The organism is Arthrobacter sp. EpRS71 (assembly GCF_001512285.1).
Classification (GTDB): Bacteria; Actinomycetota; Actinomycetes; order Actinomycetales; family Micrococcaceae; genus Arthrobacter.
Map to the genome: position 1 here is coordinate 1,372,330 of NZ_LNUV01000006.1, position 23,171 is coordinate 1,395,500.

22 protein-coding genes are annotated in these 23,171 nt (G+C 62.3%); 10 read left to right on the forward strand and 12 right to left on the reverse strand.

The annotated features are described in order from the left end of the window. Positions 1-6 precede the first annotated feature (6 nt). The 6 genes from AR689_RS16645 (at position 7) to AR689_RS16670 (ending at position 5,421) form a co-directional block, all read left to right on the forward strand. Positions 7-660 (forward strand): pentapeptide repeat-containing protein, encoded by a 654-nt coding sequence (locus AR689_RS16645; protein WP_062071895.1) that lies wholly within the window; start codon positions 7-9, stop codon positions 658-660. Between the two features lie 142 nt (positions 661-802). Then, a complete protein-coding gene (locus AR689_RS16650) occupies positions 803-2,029 on the forward strand; it encodes a thiolase family protein (RefSeq protein ID WP_062071897.1) in 1,227 nt (408 codons plus the stop codon). Continuing rightward, positions 2,029-2,850 carry an enoyl-CoA hydratase/isomerase family protein gene (locus AR689_RS16655; RefSeq protein ID WP_062071898.1) on the forward strand — a complete coding sequence of 274 codons (822 nt, stop codon included), beginning with the start codon at positions 2,029-2,031 and terminating at the stop codon, positions 2,848-2,850. Before AR689_RS16650 ends, AR689_RS16655 begins: the two co-directional genes overlap by 1 nt. Further along, positions 2,847-3,722, forward strand: coding sequence for a 3-hydroxyacyl-CoA dehydrogenase family protein (locus AR689_RS16660; RefSeq protein ID WP_062071900.1), 876 nt, complete (start codon positions 2,847-2,849; stop codon positions 3,720-3,722). The genes AR689_RS16655 and AR689_RS16660 overlap by 4 nt, the downstream gene beginning before the upstream one ends. 4 nt (positions 3,723-3,726) lie before the next feature. After that, on the forward strand, positions 3,727-4,323 hold the full coding sequence (locus AR689_RS16665; protein ID WP_062071902.1) for a GNAT family N-acetyltransferase: 597 nt from the start codon (positions 3,727-3,729) through the stop codon (positions 4,321-4,323). Positions 4,324-4,536: 213 nt separating this feature from the next. After that, positions 4,537-5,421 carry an SGNH/GDSL hydrolase family protein gene (locus AR689_RS16670; protein ID WP_062071904.1) on the forward strand — a complete coding sequence of 295 codons (885 nt, stop codon included), beginning with the start codon at positions 4,537-4,539 and terminating at the stop codon, positions 5,419-5,421. A 116-nt stretch (positions 5,422-5,537) separates the two neighbouring features. On the opposite strand, the gene AR689_RS16675 is transcribed toward AR689_RS16670, so the two are convergent. From AR689_RS16675 to AR689_RS16700, 6 genes are all read right to left on the reverse strand, one after another. After that, a complete protein-coding gene (locus tag AR689_RS16675; protein WP_062071906.1) occupies positions 5,538-6,671 on the reverse strand; it encodes a Gfo/Idh/MocA family protein in 1,134 nt (377 codons plus the stop codon). Next, on the reverse strand, positions 6,668-7,441 hold the full coding sequence (locus tag AR689_RS16680; RefSeq protein WP_062071908.1) for a ThuA domain-containing protein: 774 nt from the start codon (positions 7,439-7,441) through the stop codon (positions 6,668-6,670). Before AR689_RS16680 ends, AR689_RS16675 begins: the two co-directional genes overlap by 4 nt. Before the next feature lie 32 nt (positions 7,442-7,473). After that, on the reverse strand, positions 7,474-8,331 hold the full coding sequence (locus AR689_RS16685; RefSeq protein ID WP_062071910.1) for a carbohydrate ABC transporter permease: 858 nt from the start codon (positions 8,329-8,331) through the stop codon (positions 7,474-7,476). A gap of 7 nt (positions 8,332-8,338) precedes the next feature. Then, positions 8,339-9,331 (reverse strand): carbohydrate ABC transporter permease, encoded by a 993-nt coding sequence (locus AR689_RS16690; RefSeq protein WP_062071911.1) that lies wholly within the window; start codon positions 9,329-9,331, stop codon positions 8,339-8,341. A gap of 10 nt (positions 9,332-9,341) precedes the next feature. Then, on the reverse strand, positions 9,342-10,577 hold the full coding sequence (locus tag AR689_RS16695; protein ID WP_062071913.1) for a sugar ABC transporter substrate-binding protein: 1,236 nt from the start codon (positions 10,575-10,577) through the stop codon (positions 9,342-9,344). A 100-nt stretch (positions 10,578-10,677) separates the two neighbouring features. Further along, positions 10,678-11,700, reverse strand: a complete 1,023-nt coding sequence (locus AR689_RS16700) for a LacI family DNA-binding transcriptional regulator (RefSeq protein ID WP_062071915.1) — start codon at positions 11,698-11,700, stop codon at positions 10,678-10,680. Positions 11,701-11,862: 162 nt separating this feature from the next. Here AR689_RS16700 and AR689_RS16705 point away from each other — a divergent pair, with 162 nt between their 5' ends. Both AR689_RS16705 and paaZ read left to right on the forward strand, forming a co-directional pair. Continuing rightward, entirely contained in the window at positions 11,863-12,585 is a 723-nt protein-coding gene (locus AR689_RS16705) for a tyrosine-protein phosphatase (protein WP_062071917.1), read from the forward strand. A gap of 134 nt (positions 12,586-12,719) precedes the next feature. Next, on the forward strand, positions 12,720-14,819 hold the full coding sequence (paaZ, locus tag AR689_RS16710) for a phenylacetic acid degradation bifunctional protein PaaZ (protein ID WP_062071919.1): 2,100 nt from the start codon (positions 12,720-12,722) through the stop codon (positions 14,817-14,819). 282 nt (positions 14,820-15,101) lie between these two features. On the opposite strand, the gene AR689_RS16715 is transcribed toward paaZ, so the two are convergent. The 3 genes from AR689_RS16715 to AR689_RS16725 are packed head-to-tail and all read right to left on the reverse strand — an operon-like array spanning position 15,102 to position 17,560. After that, positions 15,102-15,704 (reverse strand): TetR/AcrR family transcriptional regulator, encoded by a 603-nt coding sequence (locus AR689_RS16715; protein WP_062071921.1) that lies wholly within the window; start codon positions 15,702-15,704, stop codon positions 15,102-15,104. A 37-nt stretch (positions 15,705-15,741) separates the two neighbouring features. After that, entirely contained in the window at positions 15,742-17,091 is a 1,350-nt protein-coding gene (paaK, locus tag AR689_RS16720) for a phenylacetate--CoA ligase PaaK (RefSeq protein ID WP_062071923.1), read from the reverse strand. A gap of 7 nt (positions 17,092-17,098) precedes the next feature. Next, positions 17,099-17,560 (reverse strand): hotdog fold thioesterase, encoded by a 462-nt coding sequence (locus tag AR689_RS16725; protein ID WP_062071925.1) that lies wholly within the window; start codon positions 17,558-17,560, stop codon positions 17,099-17,101. 108 nt (positions 17,561-17,668) lie between these two features. On the opposite strand from AR689_RS16725, the gene AR689_RS16730 reads away from it, so the two are divergent. Further along, positions 17,669-18,247, forward strand: coding sequence for a GNAT family N-acetyltransferase (locus AR689_RS16730; RefSeq protein ID WP_062071927.1), 579 nt, complete (start codon positions 17,669-17,671; stop codon positions 18,245-18,247). Here the strand turns inward: AR689_RS16730 and AR689_RS16735 are convergent. Continuing rightward, on the reverse strand, positions 18,240-19,793 hold the full coding sequence (locus tag AR689_RS16735; RefSeq protein ID WP_062071929.1) for a putative bifunctional diguanylate cyclase/phosphodiesterase: 1,554 nt from the start codon (positions 19,791-19,793) through the stop codon (positions 18,240-18,242). The two genes, AR689_RS16730 and AR689_RS16735, sit on opposite strands and share 8 nt — an antisense overlap. Before the next feature lie 2 nt (positions 19,794-19,795). Beyond that, positions 19,796-20,848: a hypothetical protein gene (locus AR689_RS16740; protein WP_062071931.1), complete on the reverse strand. Its 1,053-nt coding sequence runs from the start codon at positions 20,846-20,848 to the stop codon at positions 19,796-19,798. A gap of 107 nt (positions 20,849-20,955) precedes the next feature. Between AR689_RS16740 and AR689_RS23405 the strand changes: the two genes are divergently transcribed. Continuing rightward, positions 20,956-21,126, forward strand: coding sequence for a hypothetical protein (locus AR689_RS23405; RefSeq protein ID WP_017199100.1), 171 nt, complete (start codon positions 20,956-20,958; stop codon positions 21,124-21,126). Between the two features lie 213 nt (positions 21,127-21,339). On the opposite strand, the gene AR689_RS16745 is transcribed toward AR689_RS23405, so the two are convergent. Further along, a complete protein-coding gene (locus AR689_RS16745) occupies positions 21,340-22,983 on the reverse strand; it encodes an ATP-binding protein (protein ID WP_062071933.1) in 1,644 nt (547 codons plus the stop codon). Positions 22,984-23,171 lie beyond the last annotated feature (188 nt).

The following is a 23,171-nucleotide window of genomic DNA, read 5'->3' on the forward strand; positions in this document are numbered from 1 at the left end:
CGATGCATGAGCTCAAAGGTAGTGGCACCAAAAATATCGCCCGTACGGTTGGAAGAATTGCGCGACGACGACGCCCCGGACTTCCAGCGTGGCGAAAGGTACGACGGCGTCAGGCTCACCCGTGTTTCTGCAGACGGAGAGGAACTGAGTGGCGCCGATTTCATTGAGTGCGAGCTGAACGGGGTCTCCTTCAACGAAGCTCAGCTGCGGGGGGCAACGTTCCGCGAGTGCATCTTCTCCGAACCATACGCCCCGGTCTTCATGGCTGCGCGGACTTCCTGGCAGGACGTGGAGATCACCAATCCACGGTGGGGATCGGCCGAACTCTATGAGGGAAACTGGCGATCTGTCCGAATCGATGGCGGCAAGCTGGACTATGTGAATCTCCGTGGCTCCAAGCTCATGGATCTTCAGATTTCCGATTGCATCATCAATGAGCTTGATCTTGGCGGTTGCACGGGCACGCGGTTGGCTTTGAAGAACTGCACTATCGGCACGCTGGATGTTACGGGTGCCAAGCTGAAGGACGTGGATTTGCGGACCTCGGAGTTCCGCGGAATCAACGGATTGGCCGGGCTCGCCGGAGTGGTGATCGATGACTACCAGCTGAGCCTCATGGCACCGCTGCTGGCCGGGCATTTGGGAATTCGAGTGCTCTGATCCGGGCTGGGGCCGGTCTCTGCTGATCCGTAACCGAGGACTTCAACTGTTGACCGGCTCCCCGGGCCGTGTAATCTTTATAGAACGAACGGTCGGTATATTATTCCTGTCCGGTCCCTTTCACTTCGCGAAGGATGTTCTCATGGTCGAGGCTTTTCTTGTTGGCGGCGCACGAACGCCTGTAGGTCGCTACGGTGGGGCATTGTCCTCCGTTCGCCCGGACGATCTAGCAGCGCTGGTGGTCCGGGAAGCGGTGGCGCGTGCCGGCGTCGATCCTGACTCGATTGATGAGGTGATCCTCGGCAACGCCAACGGCGCGGGCGAGGAGAACCGGAATGTGGCCCGTATGGCCACCCTCCTTGCGGGACTTCCCCTCCACATCCCCGGGATCACGGTGAACCGACTGTGCGCCTCGGGCCTCAGCGCGATCATCATGGCCAGCCACATGATCAAGTCCGGGGCAGCAGACATCGTCGTGGCCGGTGGTGTGGAGTCCATGAGCCGTGCCCCTTGGGTGCAGGAGAAGCCCGCCACGGCGTTCGCCAAGCCAGGCCAGATCTTCGACACCTCCATCGGCTGGCGCTTTGCCAATCCGCTGTTCACCAAGGGTGAGCTCTCCCGCGACGGCAAGATGACCTACTCCATGCCGGAAACGGCCGAGGAAGTGGGCCGAGTGGACAACATCTCCCGCGAAGATGCCGACGCTTTCGCCGTCCGCTCCCACGAGCTCGCGCTGGCCGCCATTGCCGGTGGTCGCTTCAAGGACGAGATCGTTCCCGTCACCGTCAAGACGCGTAAGTCCGAAACCGTGGTGGACACGGATGAGGGCCCCCGCGAAGGCACCACCATGGACGTCCTGGCCAAGTTGCGGCCCGTAGTCCCCGGCGGATCGGTAGTCACGGCAGGCAACTCATCTACCCTCAACGACGGCGCCTCGGCCATCATCGTCGCGTCCGAAGCTGCCATCAAGAAGTTCGGCCTGACGCCCCGTGCACGGATTATCGACGGCGCTTCGGCCGGTTGTGAGCCCGAAATCATGGGAATCGGCCCGGTCCCGGCCACCCAAAAGGTCCTGTTACGTGCCGGCCTCAGCGTAGATCAGCTGGGCGCCGTTGAACTCAACGAAGCCTTCGCCACCCAGTCACTTGCCACCATGCGGCGTCTCGGACTGAACCCGGACATCGTCAACAACGACGGCGGTGCCATCAGTTTGGGGCACCCGCTCGGTTCCAGCGGCTCCCGCATTGCCATCACGCTGCTGGGCCGCATGGAACGCGAACTCGCCTCCTCTTCCGGACCTAAGCTCGGATTGGCCACCATGTGCATCGGTGTTGGACAAGGCACCGCGATGCTGCTGGAGGGCGTGTAATGGCACTGAATCCTCAAGACTTCACCACGCTCCTGCTCGAGGAGCGCGAGGACCGGCTCACTGTTCTGCTGAACCGTCCCGAGGTCCGTAACGCGATCGACCAGACCATGGTGGACGAGCTTCACAGGGTCTGCGCGGAGCTTGAGCGAAACCCTAAAGTGCTCATCATCGCCGGAACTGAGGGCGTTTTCGCCTCCGGTGCGGACATTGGACAGCTACGCGAACGCCGCCGGGACGACGCCTTGCAGGGGATCAACTCCACCATCTTTGTGCGCATCGCCAAGCTGCCCATGCCGGTCATTGCGGCCTTGGATGGGTACTGCCTGGGCGGGGGAGCAGAGCTCGCCTACGCCGCCGACTTCCGTATCGGTACACCGAGCGTCCGGATCGGCAACCCGGAGTCCGGGCTGGGAATCCTTGCCGCAGCCGGGGCAACGTGGCGGCTGAAGGAGCTTGTGGGGGAGCCGAAGGCCAAGGAAATCCTCCTGGCCGGCGCAGTGCTCCGTGCCGAGGAGGCCTTGCGCATCAGCCTCATCACGGAAATCCACGAAGCGCCCGAACTGATGGATGCGGCACACAAATTGGCGGAACGGATCGGACGTCAAGACCCGCTGGCGGTGCGCATTACCAAATCGGTGTTCCACGCTCCGGCCGAAGCCCACCCGCTGATCGATACCCTCGCGCAGGGAATCCTCTTCGAGTCCCAGGCCAAGTTTGATCGCATGCAGGCTTTCCTGGACAAGAAATCGGCCAAAGCCTCGCAAGACACAGCCACTGCAGCCGACGCTGCCGCACCCACGCAAGACAGGACCCGGAAATGACAGAAGCTCCCGCCATCCCGCACGTTGTTGGAGTCCTTGGTGGTGGCCGGATGGGGGCCGGAATCGCACATGCGTTCCTCACCAAAGGTGCCACTGTGATCGTGGTGGAACGCGATCACGAGGCAGCAGCCGGAGCTCAAGGCCGCGTGGCAGAGGCCGTGTCCAAGTCGGCCGAACGCGGCACCTTGAACGGGTCGCCTGAAGAAGCCATGGCCCGTTTCAGCTCCTCCACGGATTACGCATCCTTCATCCACTGTGGCCTGGTGGTGGAAGCCGTGCCGGAGGACTATCAACTCAAAGTCACAGCGCTCAAAGCCGTGGAGGACAACCTCTCCGCGGAGGCGTTCCTTGCTTCCAATACCTCCTCGCTCTCCGTGACGGACCTCGCCAAGGAACTCCGCCGTCCGGCCAATTTCGTGGGCCTGCACTTCTTCAACCCGGTGCCCGCGTCCACCCTCATTGAAGTGGTGCTGGCCAAGGAAACGTCTCCCGAACTGGCTGAAGCGGCGAAAAGCTGGACTGAGGCACTCGGCAAGACCGCCGTCGTCGTCAATGATGCTCCCGGCTTTGCCTCTTCAAGGCTCGGCGTGGCAATTGCCCTTGAGGCGATGCGCATGGTGGAGGAAGGCGTGGCGTCGGCGGAGGACATTGATGCCGCGATGGTTCTGGGCTACAAGCACCCCACGGGTCCGCTGAAGACCACGGATATTGTGGGTTTGGACGTTCGCCTGGGTATTGCCGAATACCTTCACTCGACGCTCGGCGACCGTTTCGCTCCGCCGCAGATCCTGCGGGACAAAGTGGCGCGCGGTGAACTGGGACGCAAGTCAGGCAAGGGCTTCTTCGACTGGAATGACCAGCCGTTAGGCTAACCGGGTGACTTCTCTTGAACCCATCACCCTGACCGGCCAGTTCGTAACGCTGGAACCGTTGAGCCATGAACACCATGACGGCCTGGTGGACGCAGCCCGTGACGGCGATCTCTGGAAGCTTTGGTACACCTCCGTCCCGGCCCCGGAGGGCATGGCCGCTGAAATCGATCGCCGTCTGGGCCTGCAGGCGACGGGGTCCATGCTGCCTTTCGCCACGCGATCCAACGCCACCGGCAAGCTCATCGGCATGACCACCTACATGAACATCGACGCCGAAACGCCTCGTTTGGAGATCGGCTCCACGTGGAACGCTGCGTCGGCGCACGGCACGGGGACCAACCCGGATTCGAAGCTGCTGCTCCTGCGCCATGCCTTTGAGACCTTGGGCTGCCCCGCCGTGGAGTTCCGCACGCACTGGCTGAACCAGCAGTCCCGTGAGGCGATCGCCCGGCTCGGCGCCAAACAGGACGGCGTCCTGCGAAGCCATTCCCGCAGCCTGGACGGTGCCCTCCGCGACACCGTGGTGTTCTCCATCCTTGAGCACGAATGGCCCGCGGTCAGGAACGGGCTGGAGTTCCGGTTGGCTAAATACGGCGCCTAACTGCCGCGCCGAGGGGTGAGCTTTCGGCTTTATCCGAACGCCTAAACCTTAAGATCTAACTCCTCGGCGTGCCGTTAAGGTCTTTCCCCCGCGCACCGGCAGGCGTAATCTGGCCACACATTGCCCCGGGTACGCGGCCGACTGGTGGGCGCGCCGCAACTTCCGCGTATACGGAACCGGAGCCCCATCCAGCGGTAAAAAAGGGGATTCACAATGGCAACTCATCAATTACGACGGCGGCACACCACTTTTGCGGGCGCGTTTGCCGTCCTGGCGCTCACCTTAGGATTTACGGCAAGTCCGGCGACTGCCGCCCCGCCGCCACCGGTGGACTACGTTGCGCTCGGAGATTCGTATACTGCCGGGACCGGGGCCGGCGGGTTGTATGCAGACGCAATTTGTTGGCAAAGCGAGGGCGGCTACGTGGATGTGGTTGCCGATACAGGCCGCGTGAACCTTTTGGCGAACGGGGCGTGCCATGGGGCGCTCTTGTTTACTCTCGACGAGGTTCCCATTCCATCGGTTTCGGCCCAGATTAGCGGCCTGGGGAACGAGCTTGCTGCTGCGGAGCTCGTCAGTATTACGGCAGGCGCCAATGACATTGGGAGTGGGGATGCTCTGGTTGCTTGCCTCACGCAGACTCTCATCATCTGCCAGGGTGCCGTGAATAATGCCATGTCCCTCTTGCCGGGCCTGGAGTTGACGCTTGCGGAAATTTACAGGGACATCGCCGAAGCCGCGCCAAATGCAACCATCGCGGTGATGGGCTACCCACTGCTCTTTGATCCCATCAACGGTGTGCCCATTGTTTCTGTGGAGCACCAGATTGAGGTCAACCGGGCCGTCGCTGCTCTCAACACGACCATTGCAGCAGCGGTGAAGGCGAGTGAGGTCAATGCGGTGTTCGTTGACGTGACCAAGCGGTTCCGCGGGCATGCGGTCAACTCAGCTGAACCGTGGATTGTGCTGGTTCCGGCTCCCGTGCCCCCGTTCGATCGCCTGCCGGATGCTAACTTCCACCCGAATCCGGCCGGCCATCAGGCCTACGCCGCAGCCCTACTCTCCACAATCAAGCCCGCCCAGTTGGCAAAGCGCTAACCCACTCGCCGAGGGGTGAGATCTCGGGTGTAAGAACACCCGATAAGCCCGAGAGCTAACCCCTCGGCGAGATAGCCCACCCAAATCACGCGCGCATCACGCCGCCGCAACGCCCGTCACAACGCCACGCTCTCCCCGGCCAAGGCAGTCCGCACGGAGGTCCAGGATTTCAGGACTTCCAACACCGCCGGATCACGCTCGGCCAGGATGGCCTGTTGGTACGAGTCCTCCAGCAGTGAATCCACGGACACCCGGACGCCGGTGGAGGCGCTGAGGATGGCGGCCTCCACCATGGCCAGGCTCATGATGTTCTGGTGAACCCGTCCCATGGGCGTGCTTCCCGTGCGCACAGCGGCCACGAAGTCGCGCAAGGATCCGGCAATCTCCTGGCCCGGATCCTCCGGGTTCACGGCATCGCTGGGAGGAGGAACCGAGGAGACCGGCGCGTTGTCGCCATCCCAAAGGACAGTTCCGTGTTCACCACTGATCCGCCATGACGCATTCCATGAGGTCTCCTGCCCGGGACTGCACCAGCTGCCCGTGAACACAAAGCGCCCGCCACCGGTCATTTCGAAGATGGCCGTGGACCCCGCGTCTCCGCGGTACCAGCTCCAAGAGGGGTTGTATTCCTCGCAGAGCACGGAGACGGGATCGGCGTCAAGCAGGAAGCGGGCCATGTCGAACTGGTGGATGGCCATGTCCAGCAGGAGCGGATGATCCATGGCGTCACGGAAGCCGCCGAAGTGCGGGGCCTTGAAGAACTCAGCGGACACAATGCCAACTGCACCCAAAGTTGACGATAGGTGTTTGGCGGAGAACAAGTGCTTGTTGTATCGCCGGGACTGGCTGACCATGAACAGCTGACCATGGAGCTCGGAGGCGGCCGCCAAGGAAAGCCCTTGGGCCACGGTGGAAGCGACTGGTTTCTCACCGAGGACCGGCAAGCCTGCGGCCAGCGCTTCGGTGGTGACCGGATGATGCGCGGCAGGAACGGTGACATTGATGACCGCCTGGGCTCCGACGTCGGACGCCAACTGCGCGGTACCAACGCCGACCGGTAGATCTGGACGGCCCAGCGACGCAGCCGCGTCAGCGGCGGCGGCAAGGTCCAGGTCAACGATGCCCATGAGCTCAACCAGAGGTGACTCCTGGACCGTTCTGAGCCACGCGCGGCCCATGCCCCCGGCGCCTACAACAATGACGCGGAGGGGAGTGCCGTCGTCGGGAATGGTAGCGAAAGGCGTGCTCACGCGTTGGCCCCCTGGTAGCTCTTGCCGTTGAAGAAATCGCCGGTCTCGTACCGCAGGAGCTCAGGTACGGCACGCTCGGGACGGTCGGTGACGGCCCACTCCACGGCGTTGGCGATCACGCGCCGGACGTCCCGATGGTGGTAGACGGGGTAGTCCTGGTCGCCCGGGCTGAAGAAGAATATTTTGCCGTGGCCGCGGCGGAAGGTGCAGCCGGATCGGAAAACTTCGCCGCCGCTGAAGGAGCTGATGAACACCAATTCCTCAGGCGTGGGGATGTCGAAGAATTCGCCATACATTTCCTGCTGCGGAATCTCAATGGGGTGCGGGATGCCCTTGGCGATGGGGTGCGTCGGATCCACGGTCCATACGAGTTCGCGGTCCTGCTCCGAGCGCCAACGCAGGGTGCAGGAGGTGCCCATGAGCTTGGTGAAAATTTTGGACCAGTGCCCCGAGTGCAGCACAATCAGGCCCATTCCAGCCAGGACGTGGCGGTGGACGCGCTCCACAATCTCGTCGTCGACATCAGCGTGGGACATGTGGCCCCACCAGGTCAGGACGTCGGTTGTGGCCAGGACTTCCTCGCTGAGGCCGTGTTCGGGTTCGTCCAGGGTTGCGGTCCGGACCTCGACGGCGGCACCCAGGTTCTCTTCGATGCCCGCCTTGATGGCGCCATGCATGCCCTCCGGGTAGAGGCGGGCCACCAGTTCATCGCGCTTCTCGTGGCGGTTCTCAGACCACACGGTGACGCGGATGGGAGTGCTCTCAGTCATGGTTTTCTCCTTTGAAGGTGTGGAAACGCGGTCTACTTGACCGCACCGCCGGTGGTGCCGGCGGCAATGTATTTTTGGGCCGCGACCAAGAGGACGATTGCCGGGATGGACGCGAGCACCGCCGTCGCCATGACCGAACTCCAGTCGTTCACGTAGGCGCCGATGTACTGGAAGATGCCCAGAGTGACGGGCCGTACGGCTTCGGTGGTGGTGAGGGTGAGTGCGAAGAGGAAGTCACTCCAGGCGAACAAGAACGTGAAGAGTCCCGCGGTGATCAGGGAGTTCCTGCTGAGCGGAAGCACAATGGACCAGAACGCCCGGACGTGTCCGGCCCCGTCCACCCGCGCGGCCTCGATCACCGCGGCCGGCATGCCGTTCATGAAGGCCCGGATGATGAGGATTGCGAACGGGATGCCATGGGCAGAGTCGGCCAGTATCAGGCCCGGGATGGAGTTCAGCAGCCCAAGATCGTTGTAGGCGGTGTAGAGGGCGTTGGCCACTACGATTCCCGGGATCATCTGGCTGATGAGGATTGCGAACAGGACTACTCCAGCACCTCGGACCTTGAAGTAGGCCAGGGCATAGGCCGCCGGGGCCGCAATGGCCAGGCTCAGTGCCACGCTGCCCAGCGAAATGATGAGGCTGGTTCCGAGGTTGCCTGCTTGTTCGTTGATGGCTGTGGCATATCCGGTGAAGTCGGGCTTCACCGGGAACCAGGAGGTTTCCAGTGTGGTGCCGTTGGGTTGCAGGGAAGCGTTGACCATCCAGTAGACCGGGAACAGCATGATGGCCAGGAAGAAGACGGCCAGAGCGGTGTAAGCCCAGTTCTTGCGTCCCGTTGTTTTGGGGCCGATACGCCGGAGCGTGGGGGTTTTCAGAACAGTTGTCATGCTTTCCTCACTCGTCCACTGCGCGTCGGCTGGCCCGCAAGTAGAGGACCGCGAAGACCAGGGAAATGATCACCAGAACGTTGCCCAATGCTGCGCCTTCACCGAACTTGAATTCGTGGAAGGAGAGGTTGTAGGACTGCGTGGCGATTGTTTGGGTGGAGTTGGCCGGCCCGCCATTGGTCAGGCCGAGAATGATGTCCAGCACTTTGAGCGTGTACACGACGCCGAGTACCAGGACCACGCTCACCACCGGCCGCAGCATGGGCCAGGTGATGTGCCGGAAGGACTTCCAGCCCGTGGCGCCGTCCAGCGATCCGGCCTCATAGAGTTCGTCCGGAATTTCCTGCAGGCCGCCGTAGAGGATGGTGAGGTTGAACGGGATGCCGATCCAGATGTTCACACCCACCACGGCGATCAGGGCCAAGGATGTACTGGTCAGCCAAGGGACGCCGGTCTCGATGATGCCGAGGTCTCCCAGGAAGCGGTTCAGTGCACCGCTGTCCTTATCCAGGATCCAGCGCCACACGGCACTGGAGACGATCAAGGGAAGGAGCCAAGGAAGCAGGAGAAGGGACCGCAGGATGCCGTTGAGCGGGAACTTGCGTTGGAAGAAGATGGCCAGCGCCAGCCCGATCACGAACTGGCCGATGATGGAGCCAAGGGTGAAGAGGACGGTGTTGACCAGGGACGTTGAGAACAACGACGACGACAACACTGTGACGTAGTTGGTGAACCCTACCCAAGGAGCTTCTCCTGTGAAGAACGTTGAGGTGGTGTACTCCTGGAAGCTCATCACCACGTTCTTCACTACCGGGTAGCCGAAGAAGAGCGTCATGTAAACCACTGCGGGAACCAGGAAGAGCCACTGGAAGAGGCGCTCGCGGCGTTGCCGGCTGCGGCGGCGTTTGGGTGGAGGCTGCTCCGCCCCTGTGCCGTTCGCCCTGGCGGCCTTGCCTGCAGCGTGCCCCTCTGATTGAGGTATGTCAGTTGCTAACGTCATCGCAGGCTGCCTACTGACCCTGGGCTTGCTTGAGGGCATCAGCCGGTGACGCGTTGCCCGTCAGTGAAGTTTGGATTGCGGTGTAGATTTTGGTGGCCTGAGCCGGCCATTCCTCGCCGAGCTGGCCGGTGCGGGCTCGGGCAGTTTTGATCAGTTCCGTGAACGTGGCGAGCTTGGGGTTGTCGCTGGCGAATTTGTCCGAGAGCGTGGTCTTGGAGGGGATGGTGTTGCGGGCCGTGGCCATGGCCAGTTGGTTTTCGTCGCTGTTCAGGCAGGCAACCATTTCTGCTGCCTTGGCTTGACGGGCCTTGTTGCCGGTCTGGGGGACAGTCCATACTTCGCCGCCGAGCGGTGCAACGGAGGTCTGTCCGGCTTCCCTCACGGGGATTTTCACTACGCCGTATTGAAGCGTGGGCTGCTTGTCCAGGGCAGGGATCTGCCAGGGCCCGTTGACCATCATGGCTGCCTTGCCTGCCAGGAACTGGTCTTTGACGTCAGCCTGGGTCCAGTTGAGGGCGGATGAGGAAACCGAGCCGCTCTTCACCAGATCCGTCCAGAGCTGCAGCGCCTGCTCCGTCTCTTTGGTGTCGATCTTCTTCTCATCGCCGCCGTTGGACCACATGACGGGAAGGAACTGCCAAGTGCCCTCGTAGGTGGGGTTGGCATTGAAAGCGAGCCCGTACTGGTCACCGGCAGTGAGTTTCGCCGAAGCGGCCTTGAGTTCTTCCCATGTGGTGGGGGGAGTGACGCCGGCTGCGGCCAGAATGTCCTTGTTGTAGAACAGGGCGATGGTGTTCACGGTGGGCGCCAGCCCATAGACCTTGTCCTTGTAGGTGCCGGCGCTCAGCACACCCTCGGCGAAGTTCTCGGTGCTGACTTTGAAATCGGCGAGGGGAGCCAGGGCGCCCGTGGCGGCGATCTGCTGGAGGTCCGGGTTGTCCAGCATGAGGACGTCAGGGAGGGTCTTGGAGGAGGACTGCTGGAGAACTTTGGATATGAGCGATTTTCCGGGGACAGTCTCACGCTTGACGGTCACGCCCAGTTGGGTGCCGCATTTGCTCAGAGCATCGCCAATGAAGGATTTGTCCGGCTCGTTGTTGTAGTAGTCCATCACGGAGAGCTCGGTGACAGCTTCGGAGGATGACGCGGCTGTGGAGGAACCGCAGCCGGAGAGGGCCAACGGCAGGCCAACCAGGGCGGCTACGGCCAAAGCGAGCGGACGGGATGTCTTTGGTGCTGACTTCATTGTCTGTTCCTTTTTCTGGTGATCAATTTATCGATGCGTATCGACGATGCGTATCGATGAGTTCGGAAACGAAGGTCTGGCTGGGGGTTGCGGAGGTGGCTCAGTTACCGCTGGGTGGGCGGAGCGTGCTTGAACGGTGCGTGATCACCGTGGGTACCAGTTCCAAGGATTCGTGTGGTCCTTGGTTCTCGGCTTCGAGGAGGTCGCAGATGATCTTCACCGCGCGCCGGGAAACTTCCTTTGGGCGCAGATCGATGGTGGAGAGAGGTACGGGCTGTAGTTCGGCCAAGGTGGGTGAGGCGCTGCCAATAATGGAGACGTCCACCCCCGGGGTCAGGCCCTTTGCGGCCAGCGCGCGGCGGAGAATGTCCTGGATGGTGCGGTCGGGGGCGATGAAGGCTGGTACGCCTTCCGTAGCGGCCAGTGCTTTGTCCACGGATTCCGAGATGATGGCAACATCTGCGCCTCCCGGGAAGTGATGCACAGCCACTCCCAGTGATTCGGCGGCCGCATCAGCTCCACGCATGAATCGGTGGACGTAATTGACGTGCCGATTCACCACGGCTGGTTGCCACTCGATGATGGAGATGACGTTGTGACCGGCTGCGGCCAGGTCGCGGACGCATTGGTCACCTGCCATGGCAAAGTCCGCATCAATGCAGACCAAGCCTGACGGATCCCGGGGTATGCCGATCAGCAGGACGGGGACGTTGAGGGTTCGTGCGACAGGGAGTCGTTCGTCCTCATCTTCCACCTGCATGAGGATCAAACCGTCGCAGATCTGTTGACCGACAACTCGGCGGAGTCCGGCGGCACCCTCGTCCTCGGTGACTAGGAGGATGTCGTGATCGAACTGCCTTGCGGTCGATGCAATCACTGACACAAACTCCATGAGGGAGGCCATTTCCAGCTCGGGAATGAACGGTATGACCAACCCGATGACGCGTGTCCGTCGCCCGGCCAAGGCGCGGGCCCCGGCATTCGGCTGGTAGGTGAGTTCCTCGATGGCAGCCTCTACCTTTTTCCGCGTTTTCTCGGAAATCGGCCGCTTGCCACTGAGGACATAGGAGACCGTGCTTTGGGCCACTCCGGCGGCCTGGGCAACGTCTTTGCTGGTGGGCATGCCCCGACCTCCTAGTCCTCTGGTGAGCGGGTTTTGTAGCCTGCTCTTCGGATTCCGTGATTTGTCGATGCGTATCGTCGATGCGCATCGAGAATGAGTATGACATGGGTCACTCTCCCTCCGCAAGACCCCGCTTCCCACCATTGTGCTTAGCTACTTCCTATGGATGGGACTTCTTCCGCTCACCGACGTGTCCACTGGGACGGCGCCGTCAACGCCTGGCGTATCGCCGGGGATGTGTACCGCATGGGGCGCCATGAATGGGTTACCGAAGCCGGCTGGCGGCAAATGTACGACGACGGCGTCCGCACCGTGATTGATCTCCGCGCCTCGCGCGAGCGGCGGCAACGTGACACCGACCCCCAGGTGCCCGGCGAGGTGAAGGCGGGCATCGACGTCGTCCATTGCCCAACGGAGGATCCTGACCATGAGGATTTCGGTGCGCTTTTTGGGCCGTACCTCAAAGACCCCGCCCAGTACGAGGATTACCTCGGCGTGTTCCCGGACAAGATCGCGGCAGTCTTCAGGGCCATAGCCGCGTCACCGGGCAAGGTGGTGGTTCATTGCTCAGCGGGCAGGGATCGTAGTGGGGTCATCGCGGTGATGCTGCAGCGATTGGCTGGTGCCGGCGATGAGGAGATCGTGCAGGGATATGAGCTGGCGGCGCGGGGGATTAACGAGCGGCATCGTACGCATGGGGCGCCGCATGCCCACGATCCGTACCTGTCTGATGACGAGCTTGAGGCCATGCTGACCCGGCGGCGGGAGAGTCTGCGGGCCTTCCTTGCGAGGTTGGACGCGGCCGGGTTCCTGGCGGCCCACGGTGTCTCGGGTCGGGAGCTGGCTGCCGTGCGGGCCAAGCTCGGTGTGGTCGACGCTGACTGAAGCCTGAAAATCCTGCTGTACTCCACGGGGCATTCATGTACCCTGTATATATTACCGAACGGCCGGTCAGTAATGTTGGCTCCAGTCAGCAGCGACCGTGCCGATTTCACGTGCCTTGGAAGGACCCGTCGACGATGACCACTACAGCAGTCGCCCCGGAAACCACAGCCGTTGCAACCGTCCCCAGCTACGTCCAGGATGCCTGGTGGACGCCGGCACCTGACGCCAAGAAGGTCCCGGTCCGTGATGCCAGCACCGGAGAGGTCCTGGCAAACGTCAGCACCGACGGACTGGACCTTGCCGCCGTCGTGGATTTCGGCCGCACCACCGGCCAAACGGAACTTGGGAAGCTGACGTTCCACCAGCGCGCCCTCAAGCTCAAAGAGCTGGCCATGTACCTCAACGGGCGTCGCAACGAACTGTACGAATCCTCGTTGCAGAGCGGTGCCACCAAGATCGACAACATGATCGACATTGACGGCGGCATCGGTGTGCTCTTCACCTTTGGTTCCAAGGGCCGCCGCGAACTGCCCAACTCACAGGTTGTGGTGGACGGTCCCATGGAGACGCTGTCCAAGGACGGATCGTTCGTCGCCGAGCACATCTACACCCGTATTCCCGGCGTCGCGGTCCAAATCAACGCGTTCAACTTCCCGGTCTGGGGCATGCTGGAGAAGTTCGCTCCCGCGTTCCTTGCCGGCGTCCCCACCATCGTGAAGCCGGCCACGCCCACGGGATACGTTGCGGCCGCAGCCGTGAAGGCAATCGTCGAGTCGGGCATTCTTCCCGCAGGAGCGCTGCAGCTGATTTCCGGTTCCGCCCGCACCATCCTGGATGAACTCGATTACCGCGACCTCGTGTCCTTCACCGGCTCGGCCTCCACTGCCAACTCCTTGAAGGGCCACAAGAACGTGGTCCAGGGCGGCGTCCGTTTCACGTCCGAAACCGACTCCCTCAACGCCGCAATCCTCGGCCCCGACGCCGTCCCCGGCACACCCGAGTTCGACGCCTTCATCAAAGCGGTGGTCACCGAAATGACCGTCAAAGCCGGGCAGAAGTGCACCGCCATCCGCCGCATCATCGTCCCGCAGTCGCTGACCGCCGAGGTCGCCGCCGCCGTCGGCGCCCGCATCAACGAGCGCGTGGTCCTCGGAGACCCGCGCGCGGAGGGCGTCACCATGGGCGCGTTGGCGTCGCTTGAACAGCTCGCGGATGTCCGTGCCGCCGTTCAATCAATGCTCGACGCCGGTGGTGAGCTTGCGTACGGATCTCTCGATTCGCCGTCGGTCACCTCCGTTGGCGGCACCGTGGGCGTAGTGGAGGACGGCGCGTTTATGTCCCCGGTCCTCCTGAGCTGGGCAAACGCCGAAGCCGAAGAAGTTCACTCCTTGGAAGCGTTCGGGCCGGTTTCCTCAGTGATCGGGTACTCGGATCTTTCCGACGCCATCCGCTTGGCAGCCCGCGGCTCAGGCTCGTTGGTGGCCTCGGTCTGCACCAACGATCCCGCTGTTGCTCAGGAGCTGGTGCTCGGCATCGCGGCCCACCACGGACGCGTCCACATGCTCAACCGTGAAGACGCCCGCTCATCCACGGGCCACGGATCCCCGGTCCCGCACCTGGTCCACGGCGGCCCCGGGCGTGCCGGCGGCGGTGAGGAACTGGGCGGTATCCGCTCGGTGATGCACCACATGCAGCGAACAGCAATCCAGGGTTCGCCGAACATGCTCACCGCAGTTACCGGTCTTTGGCACACTGGCGCCGACAGGAACTTCACCGTGGAGACCGAAGGCGAGCACCCCTTCCGGAAGCACCTGTCCACGCTGCGGATCGGTGATGCTGTGCGTTCGGAACTCCGTGAGGTCACGCTTGAGGACATCACCGCTTTCGCGAACTCCACCGGAGACACGTTCTACGCCCACACCAACCAGGAAGCTGCCGAAGCCAACCCGTTCTTCCCCGGCATCGTGGCCCACGGCTACCTGCTGCTGAGCTGGGCTGCCGGACTCTTCGTTGAGCCCGCACCGGGCCCCGTCCTGGCCAACTACGGCTTGGAGAACCTGCGCTTCATCACACCTGTTGCGGCCGGAGACTCCATTCGGGTCACGCTGACAGCAAAGAAGATCACACCTCGTGAGACTGACGAATACGGCGAGGTGGCCTGGGACGCCGTCCTGACCAATCAGAACGACGACATCGTGGCCACCTACGACGTCCTGACCCTCGTGGAGAAGTAACCCCCTCTCACATCCCTCGGGGTTGGGTGGGTCCCTCTCTCACATCACTCGGGTTTGGGTGGGTCCCTCTCTCACATCCCTCGGGGTTGGGCCCGACTGCTTTCGCACACACGACAAAACGCCTTCCCACGGTATGTGGGGAGGCGTTTTGTTGTTTGACCGTCTTACGGAGCCGGGCACTCCCCAGCACTCCTGCGGGGGGTAGGGATGTGAGAGAGCGATGGCGTGAGGGGGTAGGGATGTGAGAGAGCGATCGGCTGAAGGCCGTGGGATGTGAGAGGGTCAGGCGGCGGTGTGGAGTCCGTCGAAGGCCATGGTGATGACGTCGTCGGCGAGCTTCTCCGGGGACAGAGAGCCGCCCGGCTTGTACCACTCCACAATCGAGTTGATGGTGCCGAACAGCAGTCGGGTGACGGTGCGCGGATCGATGTCCTGGCGCAGGGACCCGTCTTCCCGGGCAGCCGCTATCAGCTCGGCCACCTTGTGATCGAAGGCGCGGCGGCGTTCCAGGGCATTCCGCTCGATTTCCGTGTTGCCACGAAGACGCAGGAGCAGGGTCACGAACGGCAGCCGATCCACCAGCACGGCAATGGTCTGCCTCAGCACGAACTCGAGCCGCGCATCGGCGGGCCCGGAGGTGGCGGAAGGCTCCTCGAGAATGGCTTCCAGACCGCCCAAGGCGTGGTCCAGGGCGAGCTTCAGCAGATCGCCCTTGGACGGCACGTGGTGGTAAATGGCTGACTTCGAGATCCCGAGATTCTCGGCCAGGATGCCCATGGACGTTGCATCGTATCCGTGACGGTTGAAGACGTCGACGGCGATGCGGAGCACCGACTGCTGGTCGTAACCGGGCCGTCCGCGCTTGGTGGTGGTCTCAGTAGGCATGCTGGCATTTTCTCATGATCTCAGTGGTGGACGGCGCTCAGCCCTTGGGGCGCATGTCGTAGATCCGGCGAAGTTTGCCGTTGGACCGCTCGAGCGAGCCGGGCTCCACCACATCTACTACGCAAGATGACCCGACGTGAATCTTGATCTGCTCGCGCAGGGTGTGCGCCGCCGTCGTGCCTGCTTCGGTGGGGACGTTCTCACGGCGTTCGATCTTCACGGTCAGTGAATCCATGCGTTTGCCCTCGGGGCGGGTGATTTCGAGCTGGAAGTGCGGGCTCAGTTCGGGGATGCGGAGGGCGATCTCCTCGATCTGTGATGGGAAGAGGTTCACGCCGCGGAGGATGATCATGTCGTCGCTGCGCCCGGTGATGCGGCCCATGCGGCGGTGCGCGGGGCGTGCGGTGCCGGGGAGCAGGCGGGTGAGGTCCTTGGTGCGGTAGCGGATGATGGGCAGCGCTTCCTTCGTCAACGATGTGAAGACGAGCTCGCCGGGTTCGCCGTCCGCCAGGACCGTGGAGTGATCGAAGGGGTCGATGATTTCCGGGCGGAAGTGGTCTTCCCAGATGTGGCAGCCGTCCTGCGTTTCAACGGCCTCGCCGGCGACGCCCGGACCCATGACTTCGGAGAGTCCGTAGATGTCCGAGGCCTTGATATTCATGGTGGTTTCGAGCTCGTGGCGCATTTCTTCGGTCCACGGTTCGGCGCCCAGCACCGCGTACTTGAGCGATGTGGACCTGGGGTCGATGCCCATGTGGGCCATGGCGTCGGCGATGGTGAGCAGGTACGTGGGCGTGGCAAGGATGGCGTCCGGTTTGAAGTCCTGGATGAGCTGGATCTGGCGCTCGGTCTGGCCACCTGAGATGGGGATGACAGTGCACCCGAGAGCTTCAGCGCCTGCATGGGCACCCAGTCCGCCGGTAAACAGGCCGTAGCCGTAGGCGTTGTGGACCTTCATGCCGGGGCGGACGCCGGAGGCGCGGAAGGAACGCGCTACCAAGGTTGCCCAGTTGGCGAGGTCGTTCTTGGTGTACCCCACCACGGTGGGACGGCCGGTGGTGCCGGAGCTCGCGTGAACGCGGGCCACCTGGTCCTGCGGGACGGCGAACATGCCGAACGGGTACTCGAGCCGGAGGTCTTCCTTGGTGGTGTACGGGAACTTGCCGAGGTCGCTGAGTTCCTTCAGGTCCGAGGGGTGCACGCCGGCTTCATCGAACTTCCGCTTGTACAGTGGCACGCGATCGTAGGCGTAGGCCACGGTGTGCTGGAGGCGCGTGAGCTGCAGGGCCTCCAGTTCGTCGCGGGAGATGGTCTCTTCACGGTCCAGCACGGGGGCGGTTGCCTCGGAGGAGGAAGCTGCGGGTGCGGCCACGGTGTTCTGCGTCATGGGTTTCCTACTTCTTGGAGATGGTGCGGCTGCGGCCACGGAACTCAGCGATGAGTTCACCTGGCGTCTCGGGGGAGGGGGCTGCGTCGTGGGGTGCCGCATAGATCTGGATGTCGTACAGGCCGCTTCGGCCGGTGCTCGCGCGGCGGTTTGCGACGGCGGTGATCACCTGGCCTTGGAACGCGGGCTTGATGAAGTTGATGTCGACGCCGGACGCCACCGTGATGTTGGCGGCTTGCTTGGGCGTGGGGTTGGCCGGGTTGCAGGCCAGGGCGAATGCAGTGTCGCCGAAGGCGAAGATCATTCCGCCGTGGGCCATGCCGAATCCGTTGAGCATTTCCTGGCGGAGATGCATGCGGATGGTGGCGTGGCCGTCGTCGAGCTTGAGGACCTCGATGCCCATCCATTCGGACGCGTAGTCGTTTGTCAGGATGTGGTGCTGTGCACCGGAGAGGGTTGTTTCAACCATGCGTCATTGCCTCCAGCTTTATTTACCGAATGTTCATTAGGTAATCCCAGATCGCGCCACGTGTCAAGACTGGGCCATGTGTGGCCCCCACCTAGTAGCCTCGGAGGCATGCCCGATATTGAGCTTCCCATCATCACCGATCGACTCATCCTGCGGCGCTTCGAGGCCGGGGACCTTGAACGCTTCCATGGATACCAGTCCCTCCCCGAAACAGCCCGCTTCCTTTTGCGCAACGAGCTGACCAGGACCAAGTCCATGGAGGTCCTGGGCCGGTACGCGAACTTTGAGTTCAAGCAGGAGGGAGACTGGGTGTGCCTGGCCATTGAGCGCAAGGACCACCCCGGTCTCATGGGCGAGGTAGTGCTGAAATGGCTGGAGGGGACCGGGCAGGCTGAGTTGGGCTGGATACTGCATCCGGAGGCGCGTGGTCACGGCTTTGCAACTGAAGCCGCTGAGGCTGTGATGAAACTTGCCTTCGAGAAACTGGCCTTCCACCGCATCGACGCCAAACTGGACGCCCTCAACGTCGGGTCTGCAGGCATTTGCAAGCGCCTTGGCATGCGGCTCGAAGCAACCCTGGTGGACAACTGGCACTACAAGGGTCAGTGGGCCACCGAGAACATCTACGCCATGTTGGACACGGAGTGGCGCACACGGCACCACCCCTGGACGCGGACCATCAAGTGACGGGCCAGGTCTTGTGGTGCTTCAGTTGCTCTGTCAGCTGCGCTGCGGGCAGCGGCCGGCTGAAGTAATAGCCTTGGCCGCTGGTGCAACCGATGCTCAGCAGGTAGTCCGCTTGCTCTGCGCTTTCGATTCCCTCCCAAACTGCAGCCAATCCACAAGCGCGGATCAGCTGCAGGACAGCGGCCAGAAGGGCCGGCTGTGCGGGGTCGCTGCCCAAGGCGGAAAGCAACGTCCGGTCCACCTTGACCGTGTCCACGGGCAATTGGCGCAGGTAACTGATGGAGGAGTAGCCCGTACCGAAGTCGTCAATTTCCAAGCCCACTCCAAGGCGCCTGAGACTGTTGAGCGTGTAGCGGTCCAGGTCATTGCCTTGGATGACAGCGCTCTCGGTCAGCTCCAGGACCAGGAGCGAAGGATCCAGATCGGCTGACGTCAACGCCTCGCGGACATCTTCAATGAACTCCAGCCGCTGCAGGTCGGCCGCGGAAACGTTAATGCGCATGCTGAAGTTGTGACCCGCCGTCAGGGGGTCGCTGCGCCATTGTTTCAACTGCTCGACGGCGGTGCGGAGCACCCAGCCGCCCAGATCGGAGATCATCCCCGTTTCCTCGGCGATGGGGATGAACTCGTCCGGCATGACGATCCCACGGGTGGGGTGGTTCCACCGGACCAGGGCTTCCACGCCTTCAATCCCGCGGGTATCCAGCCTGATGATGGGCTGGTAATAGAGCACCAATTGGGAACCGGCGATTGCCTCTTTGAGTTCCCCCACCAGCTGATTCCGCATTTGCCGTGCCAGCAGCATGTCAGGCTCAAACACCTTGAGCTTGCCGCGCCCGTCCGCCTTGGACTCGTACATGGCGATGTCCGCTTCCATCATGATCTCTTCCGCCCGTTGGCCGGGATCGGCCATGCGCAGGCCCATGCTGACCCCGCAGCGAAGGTGTTGGCCCCCAATGTCCATGACTTCCACCACGGAGGCCAGGATTCGGCTGCCGATGGCGCTGGCCTCCATGGGCGCTACTCCTGGAAGCAGGACAGCGAACTCGTCGCCGCCCATGCGGGCCACCATGTCCTGCTCACGCACCGCGCCGCTGATACGGGTGGCCACTGTTTCCAGGACTTTGTCACCAATGGTGTGTCCTAAGGAGTCATTGATGGCTTTGAAGCCGTCCATATCCAGGAGGAGGATCGCCGGCCGTCTATTCCCTTCCACACCGTTCGCTTGGGCTTCGCTCAGGGCGGTGGCGAAAGCTGATCGGTTACTCAGGCCTGTCAGGGAATCGGTCATTGCCATGTGCTGCATGGCCAAATGAGCTTCATTGAGCTGTTGTGTACGGGCCTGTACCCTCTGCTCCAGCTCTTCGTAGACGATCTGTAGATCTTCGGCCAGGAGGTTGGTGCCCATAATCACGGCATCAATCTCATCGCGTGCCTCGGAGACCGGGATCCTCGTGTTCAAGTCGCCCGCAGCCAACCTGACAATCCCCTCAAGGAGCAGCCCCAGCCGGGGATCGTTCGAGGAAGACGATTCTGCGTCGGACATACTCACTCCCCGCGTGGCCTGCCCCGGCGCCCGACGTTCTGCCGAAGATGTTCGCGAACCGCTGCGCTGCGTTCCGGCAACGCCGCCTGGTCGAAAAGTTTTGCGGCTTTTTCGAAGGCACTGAGGCTTTTATCAATTCGTTGGGATGACAGCAATGTCCGCCCATAAAGGAAATGCGCCTCGGCGGACGTTTGGGTGGCCAGAATGGAGGAACGGGCGCACAGTGGTTCCAGGATCGCCAAGGCTTCCTGCATATCACCGGCGAGGTAATTCCAATGGGCGCGGACCAAGGACATTTCCAGGTGATCCCGTTCGGATCCGCCCACAATGTCCGTAGCGAGTTCTGCTCTCTCAATGCAGCGAAGTGTGGCCGCATCGCCGAGTTTCGCCTGCAGGCGCATTTCGGCTGAGGCGCGGTTGAAGCGTGCCCACAAATCAACGTCCTTTGACGGGGAAAGCCGTTCTGCGGCCAGATCGTGATACCGGCTCCCATCCGCTACCCGGTCCGCGAGGAAGGCGACGTTGCCGATCACCCAATACCCCTTGCCCGCGGTATCTTCATCAACGTCATCGGTAATCAAGGTTTCCAGCACAAGACATTCCCGCCATGCATCGTTCAGCAGACGGCTTTCGGCCAGTGCTGCAATAAGGGCTCGCTGGGCCAGGACCTGGACGTAGAGGAGTTCAGGGTCCGTAGCGGCGAGTTTTGCCGCGTCGGCCGCCATGGTTGCGGCTTCGGCAAGGCGCCCGAGTCCTTGGAGCCCAATAGCCACCATTGTTCCTGCCTTGGCGCCGAGCTCGGGGGAGGACGCGGTAAGACGGTGATCATTCAGGGCGATGGCATGTGCCAGGTATTCTTCGATGCTCCCTTGATCACGGAGGCATTCCGCCTGCAGGTAGCGCATGTTCCACCAGGCGGTTTCATCGCCGGCGTCGCGGGCCAGCCGGGCCGCTTCGGCAGCCAAACTGAAGGCCTCGTCAAAGTCGCGCGCTTTCCATTTGGCGCGTGCACTGAGTCCGGCAACAAGGTGGGGGGCCAGGTGTGGACTTTGCATGTGCCCATTATCCATGTCATTGCGGAAGAAAAGCTCGTATAGTTTGCCCCGTGACTTTATTCAAGTCACAGTCATCAAATTCGCATCAGTACGAAAGGGCATAGCGGATGAAAAAATTTGCGGCAACCCTGCTCATGGCGGCGGTTCTGGCAGTAACAGGATTCGCTGCTCCGGCCAATGCCGAGCCTACGCAGGACAGCACGGCAATCGGCTGGTGGCCGAACAGCACCACCACGGGTAAGACGAACACCACCAGCATCGGTTGGTGGCCGAACTAAATATTGGGGGAGCGCCTCTCGAGGCCATATGAGCTAAATTGATGCCCCGGGCCCTAGCCCGGGGCATCAGTTTTGTTTCGTTGGATGTCGTTCATTAGTGACGGCGGCCCAAATCTTTGGGGTCCTGCATTGACACCGCTGTCATAGCGGCAGGCCTCACTTGACTACCTGCCGGCCCGTTCTTGGCTACCCGCAGGCCCATAGCTGCGTGGACTACGGCCCGCCCACCGGTAACTCCACCGACACCGTGGTTCCGGACCCCAAGATGGAGTCGAAGACCATGCGGCCCATGTGGCGGCTGATGATGTCGTTGGCGATTGCAAGGCCCAGCCCGCTGCCGGGCACGGCTGCTGAGGTGGCGTTGGAGGCGCGGTAGAACCGGGTCAGGATGTGCGGGAGATCGTGCTCCGGTATACCCAGGCCGTTGTCTGCGATCCGGACGAGAGCTGAAGGTCCGCCGTCGTCTGAGGCCGACAATGCGCTGGTGATGCCAACGCGGCCACCCTCGGGAGTGAACTTGATGGCGTTGGCCACGATGTTCGTGAACACCTGTTCCAGCTTTGCTTCGTCCGCGGTAACCTCAATGTCCTCAGTGGCCTCGGTGAAGGACACGGAAACGTGGCGGGACTCTGCCTGCGGCCGGAGCGTTGCCACCACCACTTGGAGGAGTTTGTCGATATCAACCGGTTTGAGGTCCAGGTTGCTGCCGTCCTGCATGGAGACCGTGAGCATGTCCTCAATGAGCCTGCGCAGGCGGTCCGAGTTCCGGGCGATGACTTCCAACATTTTTCTGATGCCGTCGGGAACAGGTCCCCCGGAACCGTCCTGGATCATGTCCAGGTAAGCGGTAATGGAGGTCAACGGCGTCCGCAGCTCATGGTTTACGGTGGCCAGGAAGTCTGTCTTGGCCTTGTCTAGTTGTCTCAGTTGGTGCAGGACCCGCTGTTGGGCGCTGATGAGGTGGCCTTGGATGAGTCCGTGGGCTACGTTTCCGGCTACGTGCTGCATCAAGGCGATCTCCGGACGGGTCCAGTCGTGCCGTTCCTGCACAGTGGACAGGAGGATGATTCCCATGGCGGAAGCGCCTTCGCCTACCGGGAGCAGCACGGTGGATACAGCATTGAGCTCGCAGGACCATTCCCTCAGTGCCTTGGCGATCTGTGAGTCCGGGTCTTCCCGGTGGTCTGCCACGGCGAGGACGTCAGCGTCGGCCCACAGCCTGTTGGCGGTCTCAGAAATGGTGTTCTCGCTTTCGCCTAACCTGGCGGGCAGCAGCGGAAGGCCGGGACGGTTCCATTGAGCACGGATGCTGGGGACCCGTTCATCGCGGAACGTAGCGAACCACACATGGTCCACGCCCAAGGCAACGCCAAAGCCTTGGACCACGTGCTCTGCGATCAGTTGCGGATCATTGGTCCGACGGATTTTCGATGAGACGTTTCGGAGGCTTTCCCGCAGCGCTTCGATCTCGCTCCGGGAGCGCGCACGTTCACGTGCACGTCCGATCAGGGTTTGAACCCGGTGGACGAGTTCTCCGGGACGGGCCGGGATGATGACGTAGTCCGCTACGCGCCAGGACTCCACTTCTTCCAGGTCCACGGACTCCTGCTCATCCAGCAGCAGCAGCACAGGAACTCCGGGGCTGCCCAGGCCGTGGGCGAGGGCGTTCTCGGCAACCACCACTGAGGGGTGTCGTTGCTCAATCTGGGAGGTCATGGAGGCGGTGTCCGTAGCAGGAAATACCTGGAAGCCCGCGGCTTCAAGAGCGGATGTAGTGGCCGCCAAACGGTCATGGTCTGAGTCCGCCACGACAGCCGAATGCGAGGCATGCTGCTCCCCGGCAACGGTCTGGTCCACTGAGCCCCTTCCGTTCCAATGTTCGTCCGCAGTGATTGAGGATTTGGCAACACCCTATCAGCGGCGTTGGGGCCAGCGGACGCCCATGTCGAAATGGGCTTTCTAAGTCGTGGGTCACACCTTTACATTGGCTCATGGATTCGACAGCCTTGAGGGAGTGAGCGCGGGGATCCATCCTGGTTTTTCCT